14 protein-coding genes are annotated in these 16067 nt (G+C 71.6%); 8 read left to right on the top strand and 6 right to left on the bottom strand.

The annotated features are described in order from the left end of the window. The first annotated feature begins 104 nt into the window (after positions 1-104). The 6 genes from IEZ08_RS00885 (at position 105) to IEZ08_RS00910 (ending at position 6939) form a co-directional block, all read left to right on the top strand. On the top strand, positions 105-2675 hold the full coding sequence (locus IEZ08_RS00885) for a DNA translocase FtsK (protein ID WP_068921987.1): 2571 nt from the start codon (positions 105-107) through the stop codon (positions 2673-2675). A gap of 214 nt (positions 2676-2889) precedes the next feature. Beyond that, positions 2890-3648 carry a helix-turn-helix domain-containing protein gene (locus IEZ08_RS00890; RefSeq protein ID WP_068921988.1) on the top strand — a complete coding sequence of 253 codons (759 nt, stop codon included), beginning with the start codon at positions 2890-2892 and terminating at the stop codon, positions 3646-3648. A gap of 69 nt (positions 3649-3717) precedes the next feature. Then, positions 3718-5127 (top strand): 30S ribosomal protein S12 methylthiotransferase RimO, encoded by a 1410-nt coding sequence (rimO, locus tag IEZ08_RS00895; RefSeq protein WP_068928498.1) that lies wholly within the window; start codon positions 3718-3720, stop codon positions 5125-5127. 25 nt (positions 5128-5152) lie between these two features. Beyond that, on the top strand, positions 5153-5764 hold the full coding sequence (gene pgsA / locus IEZ08_RS00900; protein ID WP_068921989.1) for a CDP-diacylglycerol--glycerol-3-phosphate 3-phosphatidyltransferase: 612 nt from the start codon (positions 5153-5155) through the stop codon (positions 5762-5764). Between the two features lie 29 nt (positions 5765-5793). Next, on the top strand, positions 5794-6333 hold the full coding sequence (locus IEZ08_RS00905) for a CinA family protein (protein ID WP_068928499.1): 540 nt from the start codon (positions 5794-5796) through the stop codon (positions 6331-6333). Between the two features lie 207 nt (positions 6334-6540). Next, positions 6541-6939, top strand: a complete 399-nt coding sequence (locus IEZ08_RS00910; RefSeq protein ID WP_068921990.1) for a helix-turn-helix domain-containing protein — start codon at positions 6541-6543, stop codon at positions 6937-6939. Between the two features lie 66 nt (positions 6940-7005). On the opposite strand, the gene IEZ08_RS39245 is transcribed toward IEZ08_RS00910, so the two are convergent. Both IEZ08_RS39245 and IEZ08_RS00920 read right to left on the bottom strand, forming a co-directional pair. Continuing rightward, positions 7006-7914, bottom strand: coding sequence for a DNA-formamidopyrimidine glycosylase family protein (locus IEZ08_RS39245; protein ID WP_229802827.1), 909 nt, complete (start codon positions 7912-7914; stop codon positions 7006-7008). 17 nt (positions 7915-7931) lie between these two features. Then, on the bottom strand, positions 7932-8381 hold the full coding sequence (locus IEZ08_RS00920; RefSeq protein WP_068921991.1) for an RrF2 family transcriptional regulator: 450 nt from the start codon (positions 8379-8381) through the stop codon (positions 7932-7934). Between the two features lie 171 nt (positions 8382-8552). Here IEZ08_RS00920 and IEZ08_RS00925 point away from each other — a divergent pair, with 171 nt between their 5' ends. Next, complete coding sequence (locus IEZ08_RS00925) at positions 8553-9731, top strand: ROK family transcriptional regulator (protein ID WP_068921992.1); 1179 nt, start codon at positions 8553-8555, stop codon at positions 9729-9731. 121 nt (positions 9732-9852) lie between these two features. Here IEZ08_RS00925 and IEZ08_RS00930 read toward each other — a convergent pair whose 3' ends face one another. The 4 genes from IEZ08_RS00930 to IEZ08_RS00945 all read right to left on the bottom strand — a co-directional run bounded on the left by IEZ08_RS00930 (position 9853) and on the right by IEZ08_RS00945 (position 14670). After that, positions 9853-11307: a glycoside hydrolase family 3 protein gene (locus IEZ08_RS00930; RefSeq protein ID WP_068921993.1), complete on the bottom strand. Its 1455-nt coding sequence runs from the start codon at positions 11305-11307 to the stop codon at positions 9853-9855. Positions 11308-11414: 107 nt separating this feature from the next. Continuing rightward, a complete protein-coding gene (locus IEZ08_RS00935; protein WP_068928500.1) occupies positions 11415-12266 on the bottom strand; it encodes a carbohydrate ABC transporter permease in 852 nt (283 codons plus the stop codon). A 65-nt stretch (positions 12267-12331) separates the two neighbouring features. Continuing rightward, positions 12332-13342, bottom strand: coding sequence for a carbohydrate ABC transporter permease (locus tag IEZ08_RS00940; protein ID WP_068921994.1), 1011 nt, complete (start codon positions 13340-13342; stop codon positions 12332-12334). 2 nt (positions 13343-13344) lie between these two features. Beyond that, entirely contained in the window at positions 13345-14670 is a 1326-nt protein-coding gene (locus IEZ08_RS00945; RefSeq protein WP_068928501.1) for an extracellular solute-binding protein, read from the bottom strand. A 222-nt stretch (positions 14671-14892) separates the two neighbouring features. Between IEZ08_RS00945 and IEZ08_RS00950 the strand changes: the two genes are divergently transcribed. Beyond that, the gene (locus tag IEZ08_RS00950; RefSeq protein ID WP_068921995.1) at positions 14893-16062 is read left to right on the top strand and encodes an ROK family transcriptional regulator; all 1170 of its coding nucleotides are present in this window, start codon (positions 14893-14895) and stop codon (positions 16060-16062) included. Positions 16063-16067: the final 5 nt, after the last annotated feature.

Below are 16067 nucleotides of genomic sequence, written 5' to 3' on the forward strand. Positions count from 1 at the left end.
GGCGCGGCCGGGTCCCGCCGAAGGCGCCGGTTCCGGCGAGGGAAGGGGGCCGGTCCCCGGCGAGCCTCCGCCTCCCCGGCGGCCACTGTCGTTAGCCTCCTACCATGGCCACCCGTACGTCTAAAGGCGCCTCAGGTAAAACTCCGGCCAAGGGAGGCTCCGGCCGGTCGAGGTCCACCCCTGCCCGTACGGCCTCCGCCAGGCGGGCGCCCGCCTCCCGGGCGAAGTCCGCGTCGCCGCCGCGCCGCCCCTCCGGTTCCCAGCCCGATCCGATCGGCTGGGTCCTCACCATGATCGGCAAGCTGTTCGTGGGGATCTGGATGCTGATCGCCGGCGGCATCGGAAGCGCCGCACGGGCTCTGGGGCGCAACGCGCGGGAGCTCGACCCGGTGCACCGCCGCGACGGGCTGGGCCTGGCCGTGTTCGCCGGGGCGATCGTGCTGGCCGCGATGACCTGGCGGACCGCCACGGGCACGGTCTCCGAGGTGGTCAACACCGTCATGCGCGGCGTCTTCGGCTCGCTGACCTGGCTGATCCCCATCCTGCTGACGTTGCTGGCCTGGCGGCTGCTGCGTCACCCCGACCAGAACACCGACACCGGCCGGATGATGATCGGGTGGGCCGCGCTCACGACCGGCGTGCTCGGCATCGTGCACGTCGCCAACGGCACGCCGTACCCCTCGGGCGGGCCCTCCGACGGCATGGACAAGGTGTCGGCGGCCGGCGGCATGATCGGGTTCATCATCTCCGCGCCCCCGGACAGCATTCTGCCGATCTTCATCACCATCCCGCTGCTGCTGCTGCTGTCCGGCTTCGGCGTGCTGGTCATCACCGCCACCCCGGTGCACCGGGTCCCCGAGCGGCTGGCGGAGATCAGGCATATGATCTTCACCCGCGAGGCCCTGCCGGCACGCGCCCCCCGGACCGCCGCCAAGCGCCCCGCGCGGAGCAGGCAGGGCGGGGAGAAGCCGCGCTCCGGCCCCGACGCCCCCGAGGGCTCCGGGGACGCCGGAGACGGCGTCAAGCCGTACGACACGCCCGTGCTCGCAGAGACGGCGGGCAGGCTCGCCGACCACTCCCCGGAGATCGTGCCCGGGCTGGTGGCCGAGGAGCCGGAGGTCGCGGAGCCCGCGGAGCGCCGATCGGCGCCGACGCCGCCCGACCCGACTCCGGCGCCGCGCAAGGTGGAGCAGCTCGTGCTCTCCCCGCAGGCGGGGCCGTACACCCTGCCCGATGCGCAGTTCCTGAAGCCGGGCAGCGCTCCCAAGCCGCAGACGAAGGCCAACACGGTCGTGGTCAACGCGCTGACCAGCGTGCTGGAGCAGTTCTCGATCGACGCCCAGGTGATCGGCTTCACCCGGGGGCCGACCGTGACGCGCTACGAGATCGAACTGGGTCCGGCGGTGAAGGTCGAGAAGGTGACCGCGCTCACCAAGAACATCGCCTACGCCGTCAAATCGGCCGACGTGCGCATCCTGTCGCCCATCCCGGGCCGGTCGGCGATCGGCGTCGAGATCCCCAACAGCGACAAGGACCTCGTCTCGCTGGGCGACATCCTGCGCTCGCAGGTGGCCCAGGCCGACCACCACCCGATGATCGTCGGCCTCGGCAAGGACGTCGAGGGCCGCACCATCGTGGCCAACCTCGCCAAGATGCCGCACCTGCTCATCGCGGGCGCCACCGGCGCGGGCAAGTCGGTCTGCGTCAACGGGCTGATCACCTCGATCCTGATGCGCGCCACCCCGGACGAGGTGCGGATGGTGCTGGTCGACCCCAAGCGGGTGGAGCTGTCGGTCTACGACGGCATCCCGCACCTGATCACGCCGATCATCACCAACCCCAAGAAGGCCGCCGAGGCCCTGGAGTGGGTGGTGGGGGAGATGGACCGCCGCTACGACGACCTGGCGGCCAGCGGATTCCGGCACGTGGACGACTTCAACAAGGCGGTGCGCGCGGGCAAGCTCGTGCCGCCCCCGGGCAGCGAGCGGGTCTACCAGCCCTATCCGTACCTGCTGGTGATCGTGGACGAGCTCGCCGACCTGATGATGGTCGCCCCGCGCGACGTCGAGGACTCCATCGTCCGCATCACCCAGCTGGCCCGCGCGGCGGGCATCCACCTGGTGATCGCCACCCAGCGTCCGTCGGTGGACGTCGTCACCGGTCTGATCAAGGCGAACGTGCCCTCGCGGCTGGCGTTCGCCACCTCCAGCCTCGCCGACAGCCGGGTCATCCTCGACCAGCCGGGCGCCGAGAAGCTGGTGGGCCAGGGCGACGCGCTCTTCCTGCCGATGGGTGCGAGCAAGCCCATGCGCCTGCAGAACGCCTTCGTCTCCGAGAAGGAGATCATGGAGGTGGTGGCGCACTGCAAGGCCCAGATGCAGGCCGAGTACCGCGAAGACGTGGCCGCCGCCGCCACGGCGAAGAAGGAGATCGACGAGGACATCGGCGACGACCTCGAGCTGCTGATCCAGGCGGCCGAGCTGATCGTGACCACCCAGTTCGGCTCGACCTCCATGCTCCAGCGCAAGCTCCGGGTGGGCTTCGCCAAGGCCGGTCGCCTGATGGACCTGCTGGAGAGCCGGAACGTGGTGGGCCCGAGCGAGGGTTCGAAGGCCCGCGAGGTCCTGGTCAAGCCCGACGACCTTCCGGGGCTCCTGGCCGAGCTGCGCGGCTGACGGCCGGTCCGGCGGCCCGTACGGCCGCCGGGCCGGTTGGGGCACCCCCGCGTGATGCGCCCGAATCGTCACTGATTGAATGAGCGTCACTACGTAACGTCAGATTCGGGGGAGGCGTGCGACGGTGAACGAGGAGGGCCGCCGGAGACGGCGTGGGCGAGAAGACGCGGGCCGAGGGGGCGCGGACCGGGGAGAGGCCGGGCGCGGCGCCCGGATGGGCGTCGGCGCCAGGCTGGCGGAGGCGCGGGAGGCGGCGGGCCTGTCGGTCGAGGAACTGAGCAGGTGCACCCGCGTGCGCGAGGCGCTGATCAACGCCATCGAACGGGACGACTTCTCCCTGTGCGGGGGCGACTTCTACGCGCGGGGGCACGTCCGCAACCTGTCCACGTTCCTCGGGATCGACGCCGAGGCCATGGTGCACGAGTTCGACCAGATGCACGGCGGCGTGCCGCTGCCGGTGCGGGCCTCCGGGGTCTTCCAGGCGGAGAGGCCCATCAAGATCCGGGACCGTCACGCGCTCAACTGGACGATGGCCATGGGGGTCGCGCTGGTCGTCGTGGTGGTGTTCGGCGTGGTGAAGACGATGGGCGGTGACGGCGACACCACGACGGCGGAGGTCCGGGAGATCTCGGTGCCGGCCCCGTCGCCGTCCACCTCCATCGTCAAGGCGCCCGAACCTTCACGGAAGGAGGCCTCGCTCTCGAAGCCGGGCAACGGCACGGTGGTCTTCCAGGTCAGGGCGGAGCGCTCCACCCGGCTCACCGTCAGGGACGCCGGAGGGCGCCGCCTGTTCTCCGGCACGCTCCCGGCGGGTAAAACCTCCGTGTGGCGGGCGAAGAACGGGGTGCGGGTCACCTTCGCCGACGCGGGGGCGGTCTCCCTGCTGGTGAACGGGAAGGAGCTCGGCGTCCCCGGGCGTCCGGGGCAGAGCCTCAAACGCTTCTACGGCGCCTCCGCCGGGTCCGGGAGGTAGCCCGCGGGGGCCCGAAGCGGGGGGAGGTGCACCGGGTAGTGGCCAACTCCCGATACCGTAGTGTTCACCATGTCATCCCGCCGAACCGCATCGCTGATCACGCTGGGCTGCGCCCGCAACGAGGTCGACTCAGAGGAGCTCGCCGCGCGCCTTGAGGCTGCCGGCTGGCAGCTGGGCGACGACGACCCCGACGTCGTCGTCGTCAACACCTGTGGCTTCATCGACTCAGCGAAAAAGGACTCCATCGACACGCTGCTCGCCGCCGCCGACTCGGGGGCCAAGGTGGTCGCCGCGGGGTGCATGGCCGAGCGCTACGGTGACCAGCTCGCCGAGGCCCTGCCCGAGGCGGCGGCCGTCATCTCCTTCGACGACTACACCGAGATCGGCGAGCGCCTGGACGACGTGCTGGCGGGCAGGCCGCTGGTCCCGCACAGCCCACGCGACCGCAGGACGCTGCTGCCCATCTCCCCGGTCGAGCGCGCCGCCGCCGCCAAGACGGGCATCCCCGGCCACGGGGAGCTGCCCGAGGGGCTCGCCCCGGCCAGCGGTCCCCGGCCGCTGCGCAAGCGCCTGGGCGACGGGCCGGTGGCCTCGCTCAAGCTGGCGTCCGGCTGCGACCGGCGCTGCACTTTCTGCGCCATCCCGGCGTTCCGCGGCGCCTACGTCTCGCGCGGCGCCGCGGAGCTCCTCGGTGAGGCGGCGTGGCTGGCCGAGCAGGGCGTCAAGGAGCTCGTGCTGGTCAGCGAGAACTCCACCTCCTACGGCAAGGACCTCGGCGACCTGCGGGCGCTGGAGAAGCTGCTGCCCTCCCTGGCCGCGGTCGAGGGGATCGAGCGGGTGCGGGTCAGCTACCTGCAGCCCGCCGAGCTCCGTCCCGGCCTGCTGGAGGCGATCGCCCGGACCGAGGGCGTGGCCCCGTACTTCGACCTGTCCTTCCAGCACGCCAGCGGCTCGGTGCTGCGCCGGATGCGCCGCTTCGGCGATCCCCGGCGCTTCCTCGACCTGCTGGAGAGCGTCCGGGCGGTGGCCCCGGAGGCGGGCGTGCGCTCCAACTTCATCGTGGGCTTCCCCGGAGAGACCGAGGAGGAGTTCGCCGAGCTGGTCGACTTCCTGCAGGAGGCCAGGCTCGATGTGATCGGTGTCTTCGGTTACTCCGACGAGGAGGGTACCGAGGCCGCGGCGCTGCCCGGCAAGCTGGACCAGGAGACCGTGGACGCCCGAGTGGCCGCGCTCACCGAGCTCGCCGAGGAGCTCATGGCCCAGCGGGCCGAGGAGCGGATCGGCACCGAGGTGGACGTCCTCATCGAGGAGGACCTGGGCGACGGCGGTTACGAGGGCCGTGCCGCCCACCAGGGTCCCGAGGTCGACGGCTGCGTCACGGTCCAGGGCATCGGCCTGGTCCGCGGCCAGATCGTCCGGGCCGTCGTGGTCGACTCCGAGGGGGTCGATCTCATCGCGCGCATCAAGGCCGCCCCGTGAGCGCGCCGCCGGGCCGGGAGAGCGTATGACCAACACGCCAGAGACGGGCACCGACGCGACGTCGGCGCACGGGCACCCGCCGAAGGTGAGCCCGTGGAACATCGCCAACGTCGTGACGGTGACACGACTGGCGATGGTCCCGTTCTTCGCGGTCTGTCTCTTCCTGCCGGGCACCGGCTGGAGGGTCACCGCGCTGGTGGTGTTCCTGGTGGCCTCGCTCACCGACCTCCTCGACGGTGAGCTGGCCCGCCGGTACGGCCTGATCACCGACTTCGGGAAGATCGCCGATCCGATCGCCGACAAGGCCCTCATCGGCGCCGCGCTCATCAGCCTGTCCCTCCTGGACGAGCTGGGCTGGTGGGCCACCATCGTGATCCTGGGCCGGGAGATGGGCGTCACGCTGCTGCGGTTCGCGGTCATCAAACACGGTGTCATCCCGGCCAGCTACGGCGGGAAGGTGAAGACGGTCCTGCAGATCTTCGCCATCACCTGCTACATGTGGCCGGGCGTGCCCGATCTGATCCGCTGGATCGCGATGGGCGCGGCGATCCTCGTGACCGTGGTCACCGGGCTGGACTACGTGGTCCGCGCCGTGAAGCTGCGCCAGGTGGCCAAGCGGGCACGGGCCGGCCAGTGAGCCGCACCGTGGACCCCGCGAGGTCCGTCATCCCGGAGTCCACGGGGCCCGTCGGTCCGGAATCCACGAGGTCCGCCGCCCCGCGGGCCGCCGGGGTGCTCGCGCTGCTCGTCCGCCGGGGCGAGACCGTGGCCACGGCCGAATCGCTGACCGCCGGGCTGATCGGCGCGGAGCTGACCGTCCCGCCGGGGGCCTCCGCGGCCTTCGCCGGCGGAGTCCTCGCCTACGCCACCGCGCTCAAGCACCGCCTGCTGGGCGTCCCCGCGGCGCTGCTGGAACGGGAGGGGGCCGTGCATCCGGAGGTGGCCGCCGCCATGGCGGACGGTGTGCGCGAGCTCACCGGCGCGACGTACGGCGTGGCCGCCACCGGAGTGGCCGGGCCCGACCCGCAGGACGGGAAACCGGTCGGCACCGTTCACCTGGCTGTTAGCGGCTCCGGTGGGCGGGTATGGCACCGGGATCTGCGGTTGGATGGCACGCGCGAGGAGATCCGGCGATGGACCGTGAACGAGGCAGTGGATCTGCTCCGTGAGGTTCTGGAGTCGAACTCGGGGGAACAATCAGGATGATTACCGCGTTACGTCCCCAGCGAACATGCTCACGACGGTCTGCCGCGGTGTCGGTGGATACGGGTACGGTGGAGCTGTGAGTGAGGGCAGCGTCAAGCAATGATGACGGCGAGGCGAATGTACGAAGGGTCGCGTTCAAAGAACGGGCGGCACGAACCGGCTGCGCGGAGCGTCGTCAAGACGTCCGCGCCGGGGAGGGAGCGACAGATGGTTCTGCTGCGTCAGCTGCTCGGTGACGTGCTGCGGCGGCTGCGGGTGCGGCAGGGCCGCACCTTGCGCGAGGTGTCCACGCTGGCGCGGGTCTCCCTCGGTTACCTGTCCGAGGTGGAGCGCGGCCAGAAGGAGGCGTCATCCGAGCTGCTCGCGTCGATCTGCGGTGCTCTGGGCGTTCCGCTCTCCCAGGTGCTCCGCGAGGTCTCCGATCAGTTCGCGCTGGCCGAGCTCCAGCACGCCCCGGTGCTCGCCGACGTCCCCGAGCGGGAACGTCTGCCGATCCCCGAGACCGTGCCTGGGACGTCCCTGCCGGAGGACGCGTTCGAGGGCTTCCGGACGGTGGTCCCGCCCATCGAGCACACCCCCGACGTCAAGGACATGGTCGCCGCCTGACGGTCCGCAGACGCCTGACGTTCGTCCAGGCGCGATGGTCGCCGCCCCGCGGCGGGTCACCTGCCCTCAGATCGATTGGCACCGGGGACACCAGTAGATCAGGCGTTCCTGCGTGCGCGCCCCCATCTCACCGCGGCTGATCCGGCCGCCGCAACGCAGGCAGGCCCGCCCCGCCCTGCCGTAGACCCACATGCCCCGTCCCGGACGGAGATCCCCGGTGGTCGTCCGGTTCTCCGGCCGGTCCTTGTTCGCCTCCAGCAGCTCCCGCGCGAGCTCCACGAGCCCGACGAGCCCTCCGGCGCCGCGCCCGCCTCCTGCGGGCCTCCGGGCGCTCCGCCCGCCTGTGCCGTCCCCGCGGCCTGCATCCGCGTCGCCGCCCGCGCCCGTATCCGCGTCCGTGCTCACGCCGTCGCCCGCGTCCGCGACGGCCTCCACCGGCCGCCACGGCCAGATCCCCGCGAGGAACAGCGTCTCCGCCCGGTAGATCGTGCCGATCCCGGCCAGGTTGCGCTGGTCGAGCAGGGCCTCCCCGATGGTCCGTCCGGGATCTTCCAGCAGCCGCCGTACGACCTCCCGGGCGTCCCAGTCCGGTCCCAGCGGGTCGGGGCCGAGGTGCCCCACCACCCGGTGCTCCTCGCCGGTGCGGAGCAGGTCCACCATGCCGAGCCGTACCCCCACGGCCTGCCATTCGGCGTTGGCCAGCACCAGGCGGACGAGATCACCCTGGGGGACGCGGCGGCCCGCGGGGGAGATGTGCCAGGCCCCCTCCATCCGCAGGTGGGTGTGGACGGTCAGGCCGCCCTCCACGCGGGTGAGCAGATGCTTGCCCCGGGGGACGGTCTCCAGCACGATCCGGCCGGTCAGGTCGGCGGTGGCGTGGCGGGGCACGCGGAAGTCGGACCGGGTCAGGGGCCGGCCGTCGAGCGCCCGGCCGAGCCGCTCGGCGGTCCGGTGGACGACGTCACCCTCGGGCATGACTCGGGCGGACCGGGTCAGTCCCAGGCGGAGGGGTCGGAGGCCAGCTCGCGCACCCGCGGAGGGAGCGCCCCGCTGGCCACGCTGGCGAGGGTGACCTCCTCCAGGATGGCCCGCTCGCTGGCGCGCAACGCGATCCAGACCTGCTGCAGCGACTCGGCGGGCCCCCGGTAGCCGACATGCTCCGGGCGTTCGCCCCGCACGTTGGCCAGCGGGCCGTCAACGGCGCGGATCACGTCGGCGAGGCTGATCTCATCGGCGGGCCGGGCGAGCACGTAGCCGCCCTCCGGGCCGCGCTGACCGCGGACCAGGCCGGCGCGGCGCATCTGGAGCAGGATGTTCTCCAGGTACTTGGGAGGCATGTCCTGTTCCTTGGCCAGCTCGCCCACGGTGGTTGGGCCGTCGCCGGCGGCGGCGAGTTCGGCGGCGGCACGCAAGGCATAGTCGACACGGGCGGATAGGCGCATGCGATCGATTATCCCGGCTCCCGCCCACTGCTCAGTGCCGGGCCCCGCCTGGAGCGGGGATAGCGGGACGGTCTCCCTTCCACGCTAAACTATCAGGAACCCTTATTAATGAATGTGGCTATTCTGCGAATGTAATAGCGACGGGGAAACGGCGGACAAGAGAGCATGGGTATGGAGCGACGTCCTGGCGTGCCCAGGCTGCTGCGGCAGATCAACGACCGGGCCGCCCTGGAGCTGTTGCTCACCTCCGGGCCGCTGACCCGAGGCCAGATCGGCGAGCTCACCGGCCTGTCCAAGGTGACGGCGTCGCAGACGCTGGCCCGGCTGGAGGAACGCGGTCTGGTCGAGGTCGCCGGGGAACAGGCGGGAGGGCGAGGGCCCAACGCGGCGCTTTACGGAATCGTCCCCTCCTCCGCCTACGTGGCGGGCCTGGACGTCGGCCCGGAATTCGTCACCACCGCCATCGCCGATATCCACGGGGAGATCGTCGCTGAGGTGACGGTCGCGCCCGACGAGCACGACGATCCGGTCGCGGTCGTGCACAACGCCGTGGTCAAGGCGTGCCGCTCGGCCAAGGTCGCGCTCTCCAAGCTGCGCGCCGTCGTGATCGGCACCCCGGGCGTGGTCGACCCGCGCACCGGTGACGTGCGGTTCTCCTTCGACCTGCCGGGCTGGCACGAGGGCATCCACGAGGCGCTCGCCCGCGACCTGCGCCGCGACGTGAAGATCGAGAACGACGTGAACCTCGTCGCCGTCGCCGAGCGCACGCTCGGCGCCGCCCGCGGCGCGGACGACTTCGTGCTGCTCTGGGTGGGTCGCGGCATCGGCCTGGGGGTCGTGCTCGGCGGGCGGCTGCACCGCGGCCGGTCCGGCAGCGCGGGCGAGATCGGCTACCTGCCGGTTCCGGGGGTGCCGCTGGCCGGGGACGTCCGGGCCGTTCCCGGGCGGCTGCCCTCGCTCGCGGGCGGCCTGCAGTCCCTGGTGAGCGCCGAGGCGGTGACCGAGCTGGCCGCCTCGTACGGCTTCGCCGGGCGGAGCGGGGCCGAGTGCGTGGCGGCCGCGGTCGAGGCCGGCGAGCGCGGGAAGCCCCTGCTGGACGACATCGCGGGCAGGCTGGCGCTGGGTGTGGCGTCGGTGTGCGTGGTACTCGACCCCGGGCTGGTCGTGCTCGCGGGTGAGGTCAGCCAGGCGGGCGGGAGCGTGCTCACCGGCCGGATCGAGGAGGCCGTGGCCCGGATCTGCCCGGTCCGCCCGCAGGTGGTGGCCAGCGAGGTGGACGGCAACCCGGTCCTGCGCGGGGCCGTCCTGGCGGCGCTGGAGCAGGCCCGCGAGGAGATCTTCGCCTCCTGAGAGGCAGAGACCTCCTCGCGGACAGGACGGGCGGCCGGACGGGCGGCGGAGGAGCGAGCGAGCGGACAGGCCGGCAGCCGAGCGGGCTGGCTGACGGCCGGGTGGACGAGTCGGCCGCAGGTCAGACGCCGAGGAGTTCGGCCGCGGCCTGGGCGTTCGCCCGCGCGGCCCCGTACGTGGCCAGGTAGGCGGCGGCGTCCGGACGCCAGATCGGCAGGCCCATCTCCACGACGGTGGCGTCGGGGCGGGCGGCCAGCAGCGCCGACACCACCGCCTGACTGAGCTCGTAGCGGTGCGCGTCCTTGACGACGACGACCAGGGACCGGTTCGCGGCACGCTCCACGAGCCCCGGGACGTCGGCCGCCTCGGGCTTGACCCGGACGATCTCCGCCTGGGAGAGCCACGGGGTGAAGCCCCACGGCACGTCGCCCACCGCGATGGTGGGCGGGGTGTCAATCTCGATCACCAGGGGATCGACCAGCGGAGCGGCCGAGCCGGTCAGGGTGACCGCACGCCGGGCCGCGGTCAGGCCGATCACGTTCTCGCCGTCGGTGACCTGCCGGGGTTCGCCGAACCAGGCGCGGAGGCGGGAGACGCGCTCGGCGGCCTCCTCCAGGCGGGACACGGGGAGACGGCCGTCCCGCACCGCGGCGACGATCCCGGCGATGATCGCGTGGACGTCGTCCTCGGTGGGAATCGGGCCGAGGCAGAGCAGATCCGTCCCCGCGGCCAGGGAGAGCACCGCGCCCCCGGCCAGCCCGTAGGCGTCGGTGATCGCCTTCATGTCGAGGGCGTCGGAGATCACCACGCCGTCGTAGCCCAGCTCGCCGCGGAGGAGGGTGGTGAGCGCGGCGGGCGAGAGCGTCGCGGGCAGGTCGCCGGTGAGGGCGGGGACCCGGACGTGCGCGGTCATGACGGACATGGTCCCGGCCTCGATGGCGGCGCGGAAGGGAACGAGCTCGCGCTCGTGCAGCAGGTCCATGCAGGCGTCGACGAGGGGGACCTCCAGGTGGGAGTCCTGCCGGGTGGCGCCGTGGCCGGGGAAGTGCTTGACGCAGGCGGCCACGCCCGCGGACTGCAGGCCGTGGACGGCGGCGACGGTGTGCCGGGCGACGAGCGCGGCCTCGGAGCCGAACGAGCGGGTGCCGATCACCGGGTTGTCGTCGGCGGTGTTGACGTCGGCGTCCGGGGCCATGTCCAGGTTCACGCCGCAGCGGGCCAGGTCGTCGCCGATGGAACGGTAGACGCTCCGGGTGAGCTCGACGTCGTCGACGGCGCCGAGGGCCGCGTTGCCCGGGTAGGGGCTGCCGACGTGGTAGGCGAGCCGGGTGACGTCGCCGCCCTCCTCGTCCAGCGAGACGACGGGCTCGCCCGCCGTGCGCAGCCGCGCGGTCAGCGCGGAGAGCTGGTCGGGGTCGGCGACGTTGAAGCCGAAGAGGGTGACGCCGCCGAGGCCGCTGTCCAGCTCCCGGAGCACCCACTCGGGAACGGCGGTCCCCCGGAAGGCGACGAGCAACGTGCCGGCCGCGAGGCGGTACAGCCCCTGCTCGCTGGGGCCCGTGATGAACTCGGACATGGCGCTGGAGCGCTCCTTATCTGAGGAGGGATTCGGATACGGGCGGGGCGGGGCGGGGCGGGGCACGGCCCGCGCCTCGTGGGCGCAGGCCGTGCCGGCACCGGGGGTCAGCCCTTGACGGCGCCGGCGACGAGGCCGGAGACCATCCGCCGCTGCACCAGGAGGAAGAAGACGACGACCGGGATGGTCATCATCGTGGAGCCGGCCATGATGGCGCCCCAGTCGGTGCCCCGCTGCCCGAAGAAGAACTGCAGCGCGACGGGCATCGTGTAGCCGGAGGAGTCCGACATGAGGATGAGCGCGAAGATCAGCTCGTTCCAGGCGGTGATGAACGAGAAGATGCTCGTCGCCACCAGGCCGGGGGCCACCAGGGGGAACAGGACCTTGCGGAAGGTCGTGAACCGGCTCGCGCCGTCGATCCAGGCCGCCTCCTCCAGCGACTTGGGCACCGCGGCGACGAACGTGCGCAGCATCCAGATGCCGAAGGGGAGGGTCAGGCCGACGTTGATCACGATCAGGCCGAGCAACTGGTCGTACAGGCCGAGCCGTCTGACGTTGAGGAAGAGCGGGATGAGCAGGGCCTCGGCCGGGATCATCTGGACGATCAGCAGGGTGATCAGGAAACTGGTGCGGCCCCGGAACCGGAAACGCGCGATGGCGGTGGCGGCCAGCAGCGCGAAGACGGCGCCGATGAGCACGGTCCCCAGGGCCACGATGGCGCTGTTGCGCATGTAGACCCAGATGGAGTTGCCGGCCACGCCCTCGGTGAGCACCCGGTCCAGGTGCTCGAAGGTGATCTCCGTCGGGATGGGGATGAAGTCCGTCGTGAAGATCTGGTCGTTGGTCTTGAACGCGGTGGAGACCATCCAGTAGACGGGGAAGGTCGCGAACAGGAAGACCAGGACGCCGGCCGTGTTGAGCGCGATCACACCGAGGCGCTTGCGGGTACGGGGATCCATCCCCCCGCGCGCGGCCGGCCGGGTGCGGGGGGAGGCGTCCGGCTTGCCGCCGGTGAGCGAGGTCGTCACATCTCCTCCGTCTTCACGATCTGCCGGACGTAGAAAGCGGTGACGACGAGCAGCAGCAGCGTGAGCACCACCGCGATCGCCGCGCCGCTGCCCATCTTCGGCGGGCTGCGGAAGGCCTCGGCGAAGGAGAACATCGACAGGTTGAACGCCTCGCGGTTGTTCGGCCCGCCCATCAGCACGTACAGCTGGCTGAAGACCTTGAAGTTCCAGATGATCGACAGGATCGTCAGCACCGCGAAGACCGGCCTGAGCAGCGGAAGCGTGATCTTCCTGAAGGTCCGCCAGGCGCCGGAGCCGTCGACCCGGGCCGCCTCGTACAGCTCGGCGGGGATGCCCTTGAGCCCGGCCAGCACCGAGACCGCGATGAACGGGAACGAGGCCCAGACCACGCAGACGATCAGGACGAGGTAGATGGTGAAGGCGTCGTTGAGCCAGGGCTCACCGGTCCAGTCGGACCGCCCGAACAACAGCTCGGAGAACCAGTCGGGCAGCAGGTTGAGCACCCAGTTGATGATGCCCGCGTCGGCGTCGAAGAGCCACCGCCAGATGACGCCCTGGGCGACCGGCGGCACCGCCCAGGCGGCCATGATGCCGACGACCACGAAGGTGGACATCTTCTTGCTCAACCTGTTGAGCAGGGTGCCCACCGCGGTGCCGAGGATCAGGGTGAGGGCCACCGTGACGACGGCGAAGGTGACGGTGTTGCGGAGCGAGGACCAGAAGATCTCGCTCTCGAAGATCTGGGTGTAGTTCTCCGTGCCCACCGACTCGGCCGGCACGCCGCGGATCTGGCGCAGTCCGACCTTCTGGAAGGACATGATGACCATCTGGATCGTCGGGTAGAGCAGCAACCCGGCGATGACCAGCAGGCCGGGGATGAGAAGGACGTACGGGATGACCCACTCGGGCATCCCGCTGGCCTTCGCCCGGCGCCTGGAGCGCGTGGGGGGCCGCCCGGAGGCGGGGGGGTTGCCCCCGCCCCGGGCGAGCGTCGACGTGTTCGCCATGGTTACTGCTGGTTCAGGATCTCTTCGAGTTCCGTGTTGGCCTTGGCCAGGGCCTCGTCAGCGGTGGCCTTGCCCTCGATGACCGACCGGGCGGCGTTCTGCAGCACGGCCTTGGTCTCGCCGGCCTCGGTCCAGTTGGAGTCGGCCGGCAGGGCCTTGGCGTTGGCGAAGGCCTCGGCGAACGGAGCCTGCGCCGGGTCCTCCTTCAGCTTCTCGAGCTGCTCGGGGTAGATCGGCAGCAGGCCGCCCTCGGAGGCGTACCGGCCCGCCCACTCCTTGGTGGTGGCGAACTTCACGAACTCGGTCGCCAGGTCCTTGTCCTTGGCGTCGTTCCAGACGGCGATGTCGTTGCCGCCGAAGAAGGCCGGGGTCGCCCCGCCGCTCTTGGACGGCAGCGGGAAGAACGCCATCTGGTCCTCGGCGACCTTGCCCGAGCTCTCCTCCTTGATCGTGGCGATGTCCCAGCCGGCGGTCAGGTACATGCCGACCTTGCCGTTGGCGAAGCGCGTACGGATGTCGGCCGAGTTCTGCCCGAGGCGGGACTTGCTGGACAGGCCCTCAGTGACGATCTTCGTGTAGGTGTCGAAACCGGCCTTGAACGCCGGGTCGGTCAGCTTGCCGACCCACTTGTCGCCCTCCTTGAGGGCGTACTCGCCGCCCTCGGACCAGGCGAACGCGCCGAGGAGGTGGTTGGCGTCGGAGCCGCCGTTGAAGGCGAAGCCGTCGACGTCCTTGCCCTTCTCGGCCTGGATCTTCTTGGCCGCGGCGACGACGTCATCCCAGGTCTTCGGGGTCTCGATCTTGAGCTCGTCGAACCAGTCCTTGCGGTAGAGCACGGCGCGGGTGCCCATGCCCCACGGCGAGGCGTAGATCTCGCCGCCGTCGGTCTCCAGGGAGAGCAGGTTCTTCGGAATCTGCGCCTGGTCGCCCTCGCCGAACACCGGGGTGATCGGGTGCAGGGCGTCCTGGCTGCGCCAGAGCGGCACCTGGTCGTTGCCGATCTCGGTGACATCCGGGCCGGCGCCGCCCGCCGCGGCGGCGGTGAACTTGTCGTTCACCTGGGGCCACGGGATCCACTCAACCTTGGTCTTCGCGCCGGTCTGCTGCTCGAAGGCGGCGACCAGGGCGTCGGTGTACTTCTGAGCGGCCGGGTTGCTCTCGCCCAGACGCCACAGGGTGAGCGTCTTGCCCTCGAACTTCTTGCCACCGGCGGAGGCGTCGGCCTTCGGCGCGGTCTCCGTGGCGGGCTCGCTGGAACCACAGGCGGCGAGGCCCAGAGCCAGGGCGGCGGTAGTGGCCGTGACAACGGCAATCTTCGTGAACTTCACTTTGGGGTTCTCCCTTCCCGGCTTCGCGTCGGGGTCGCGCTTCGGGTGCCGGCCGGTCCCCATGCCGGGCCGCACCTGGTCGAAGACGCCCTCCATACGGTCGGCGCTCTGACATCCCGCGGCGTTCTCGTGCCCTTGCCGCCGGGCTGACTGCGGCTAAACTAACAAGAAACTTTCTTAAAAGAAACGATCGTTAGCGGATCGTGACGGGGGAGGCAGACTGTGCCGAGACGTCCGGGAACACCCCGGTTGTTGCGCCAGCTCAACGACCGCGCGGCGCTGGAACTGCTGCTGTCCAGCGGTCCGCTCACCCGGGCTGAGCTGGGAGAACACACCGGGCTGTCCAAGGTGACCGCCGGTCAGCTGTTGTCCAGGCTGGAGGAGCGCGACCTCGTCGCGGTGGTCGGCGAGCAGGCCGGCGGGCGCGGCCCGAACGCCGCGCTCTACGGCGTGGTGCCCTCCTGCGCGTACGTCGCGGGCCTGGACGTGCTGCCGGACCGCATCAGCGCGGGGATCGCCGACATCACCGGAGAACTCGTCGCGGAGGTCTCGGCCGACCCCAGCGGGTACGAGGACCCGGTGCGGCTGGTGCGCGGCGTCGTCGAGAAGGCCTGCGCGTCGGCGGGCATCGACCTCGCGCGGCTGCGCGCCTTCGTGATCGGCACGCGGGGCGTCGTCGATCCCCGGACCGGCGACATGCGCTTCTCCTTGGACCTGCCCTCCTGGCACGACGGCGTGCTCGCGGCTCTCCGCCGCGACCTGCACGTCCCGGTGACCATCGAGAACGACGTGAACCTGGCCGCGCTGGCCGAGCGCTCCCACGGCGCGGCCCGGGACGTGGACGACTTCGTGCTCGTCTGGGCCGGGATCGGCCAGGGCCTGGGAGTCATGCTCGGCGGGCGGCTGCACCGCGGTTTCACCGGGGGCGCGGGCGAGATCGGCTGGCTCCCGGTCCCCGGCGAGCCGCTCCCGACCGATGTGCACGAGCCTCAGTCGGGCTCCTTCCAGCGCCTGGTCGGCGGGGACGCCGTCACCAGCCTGGCGGGCGCGTACGGCGTCGGCGGCCGGTCGGTGGGCGAGCGGGTCCGTACGGCCGTCGCCGACGGCTCCGACGGCTCGGAGGGCTTCCTGGACGAGCTCGCCGGCCGCCTGGCGGTCGGTGTGGCGGCGGTGGCCGTCGTCCTGGACCCCGGCCTGATCGTGCTCAGCGGCGACGTCGGCCGTGCCGGGGGCGAGGCGCTGGCGACCCGGGTCGAGGAGGCCGTGGCCCGGATCTGCCCGAGCCGGCCCCGGGTCGTGGTGACCGAGGTGGACGGCAACCCGGTGCTCCGGGGCGCCCTGGTCTCCGCCCTGCAGCAGGCCCGGGAGGCCGTGTTCTCCGACACGGTGTGACAATT

This window comes from Planobispora rosea (genome assembly GCF_014648175.1).
Taxonomy (GTDB): domain Bacteria; phylum Actinomycetota; class Actinomycetes; order Streptosporangiales; family Streptosporangiaceae; genus Planobispora; species Planobispora rosea.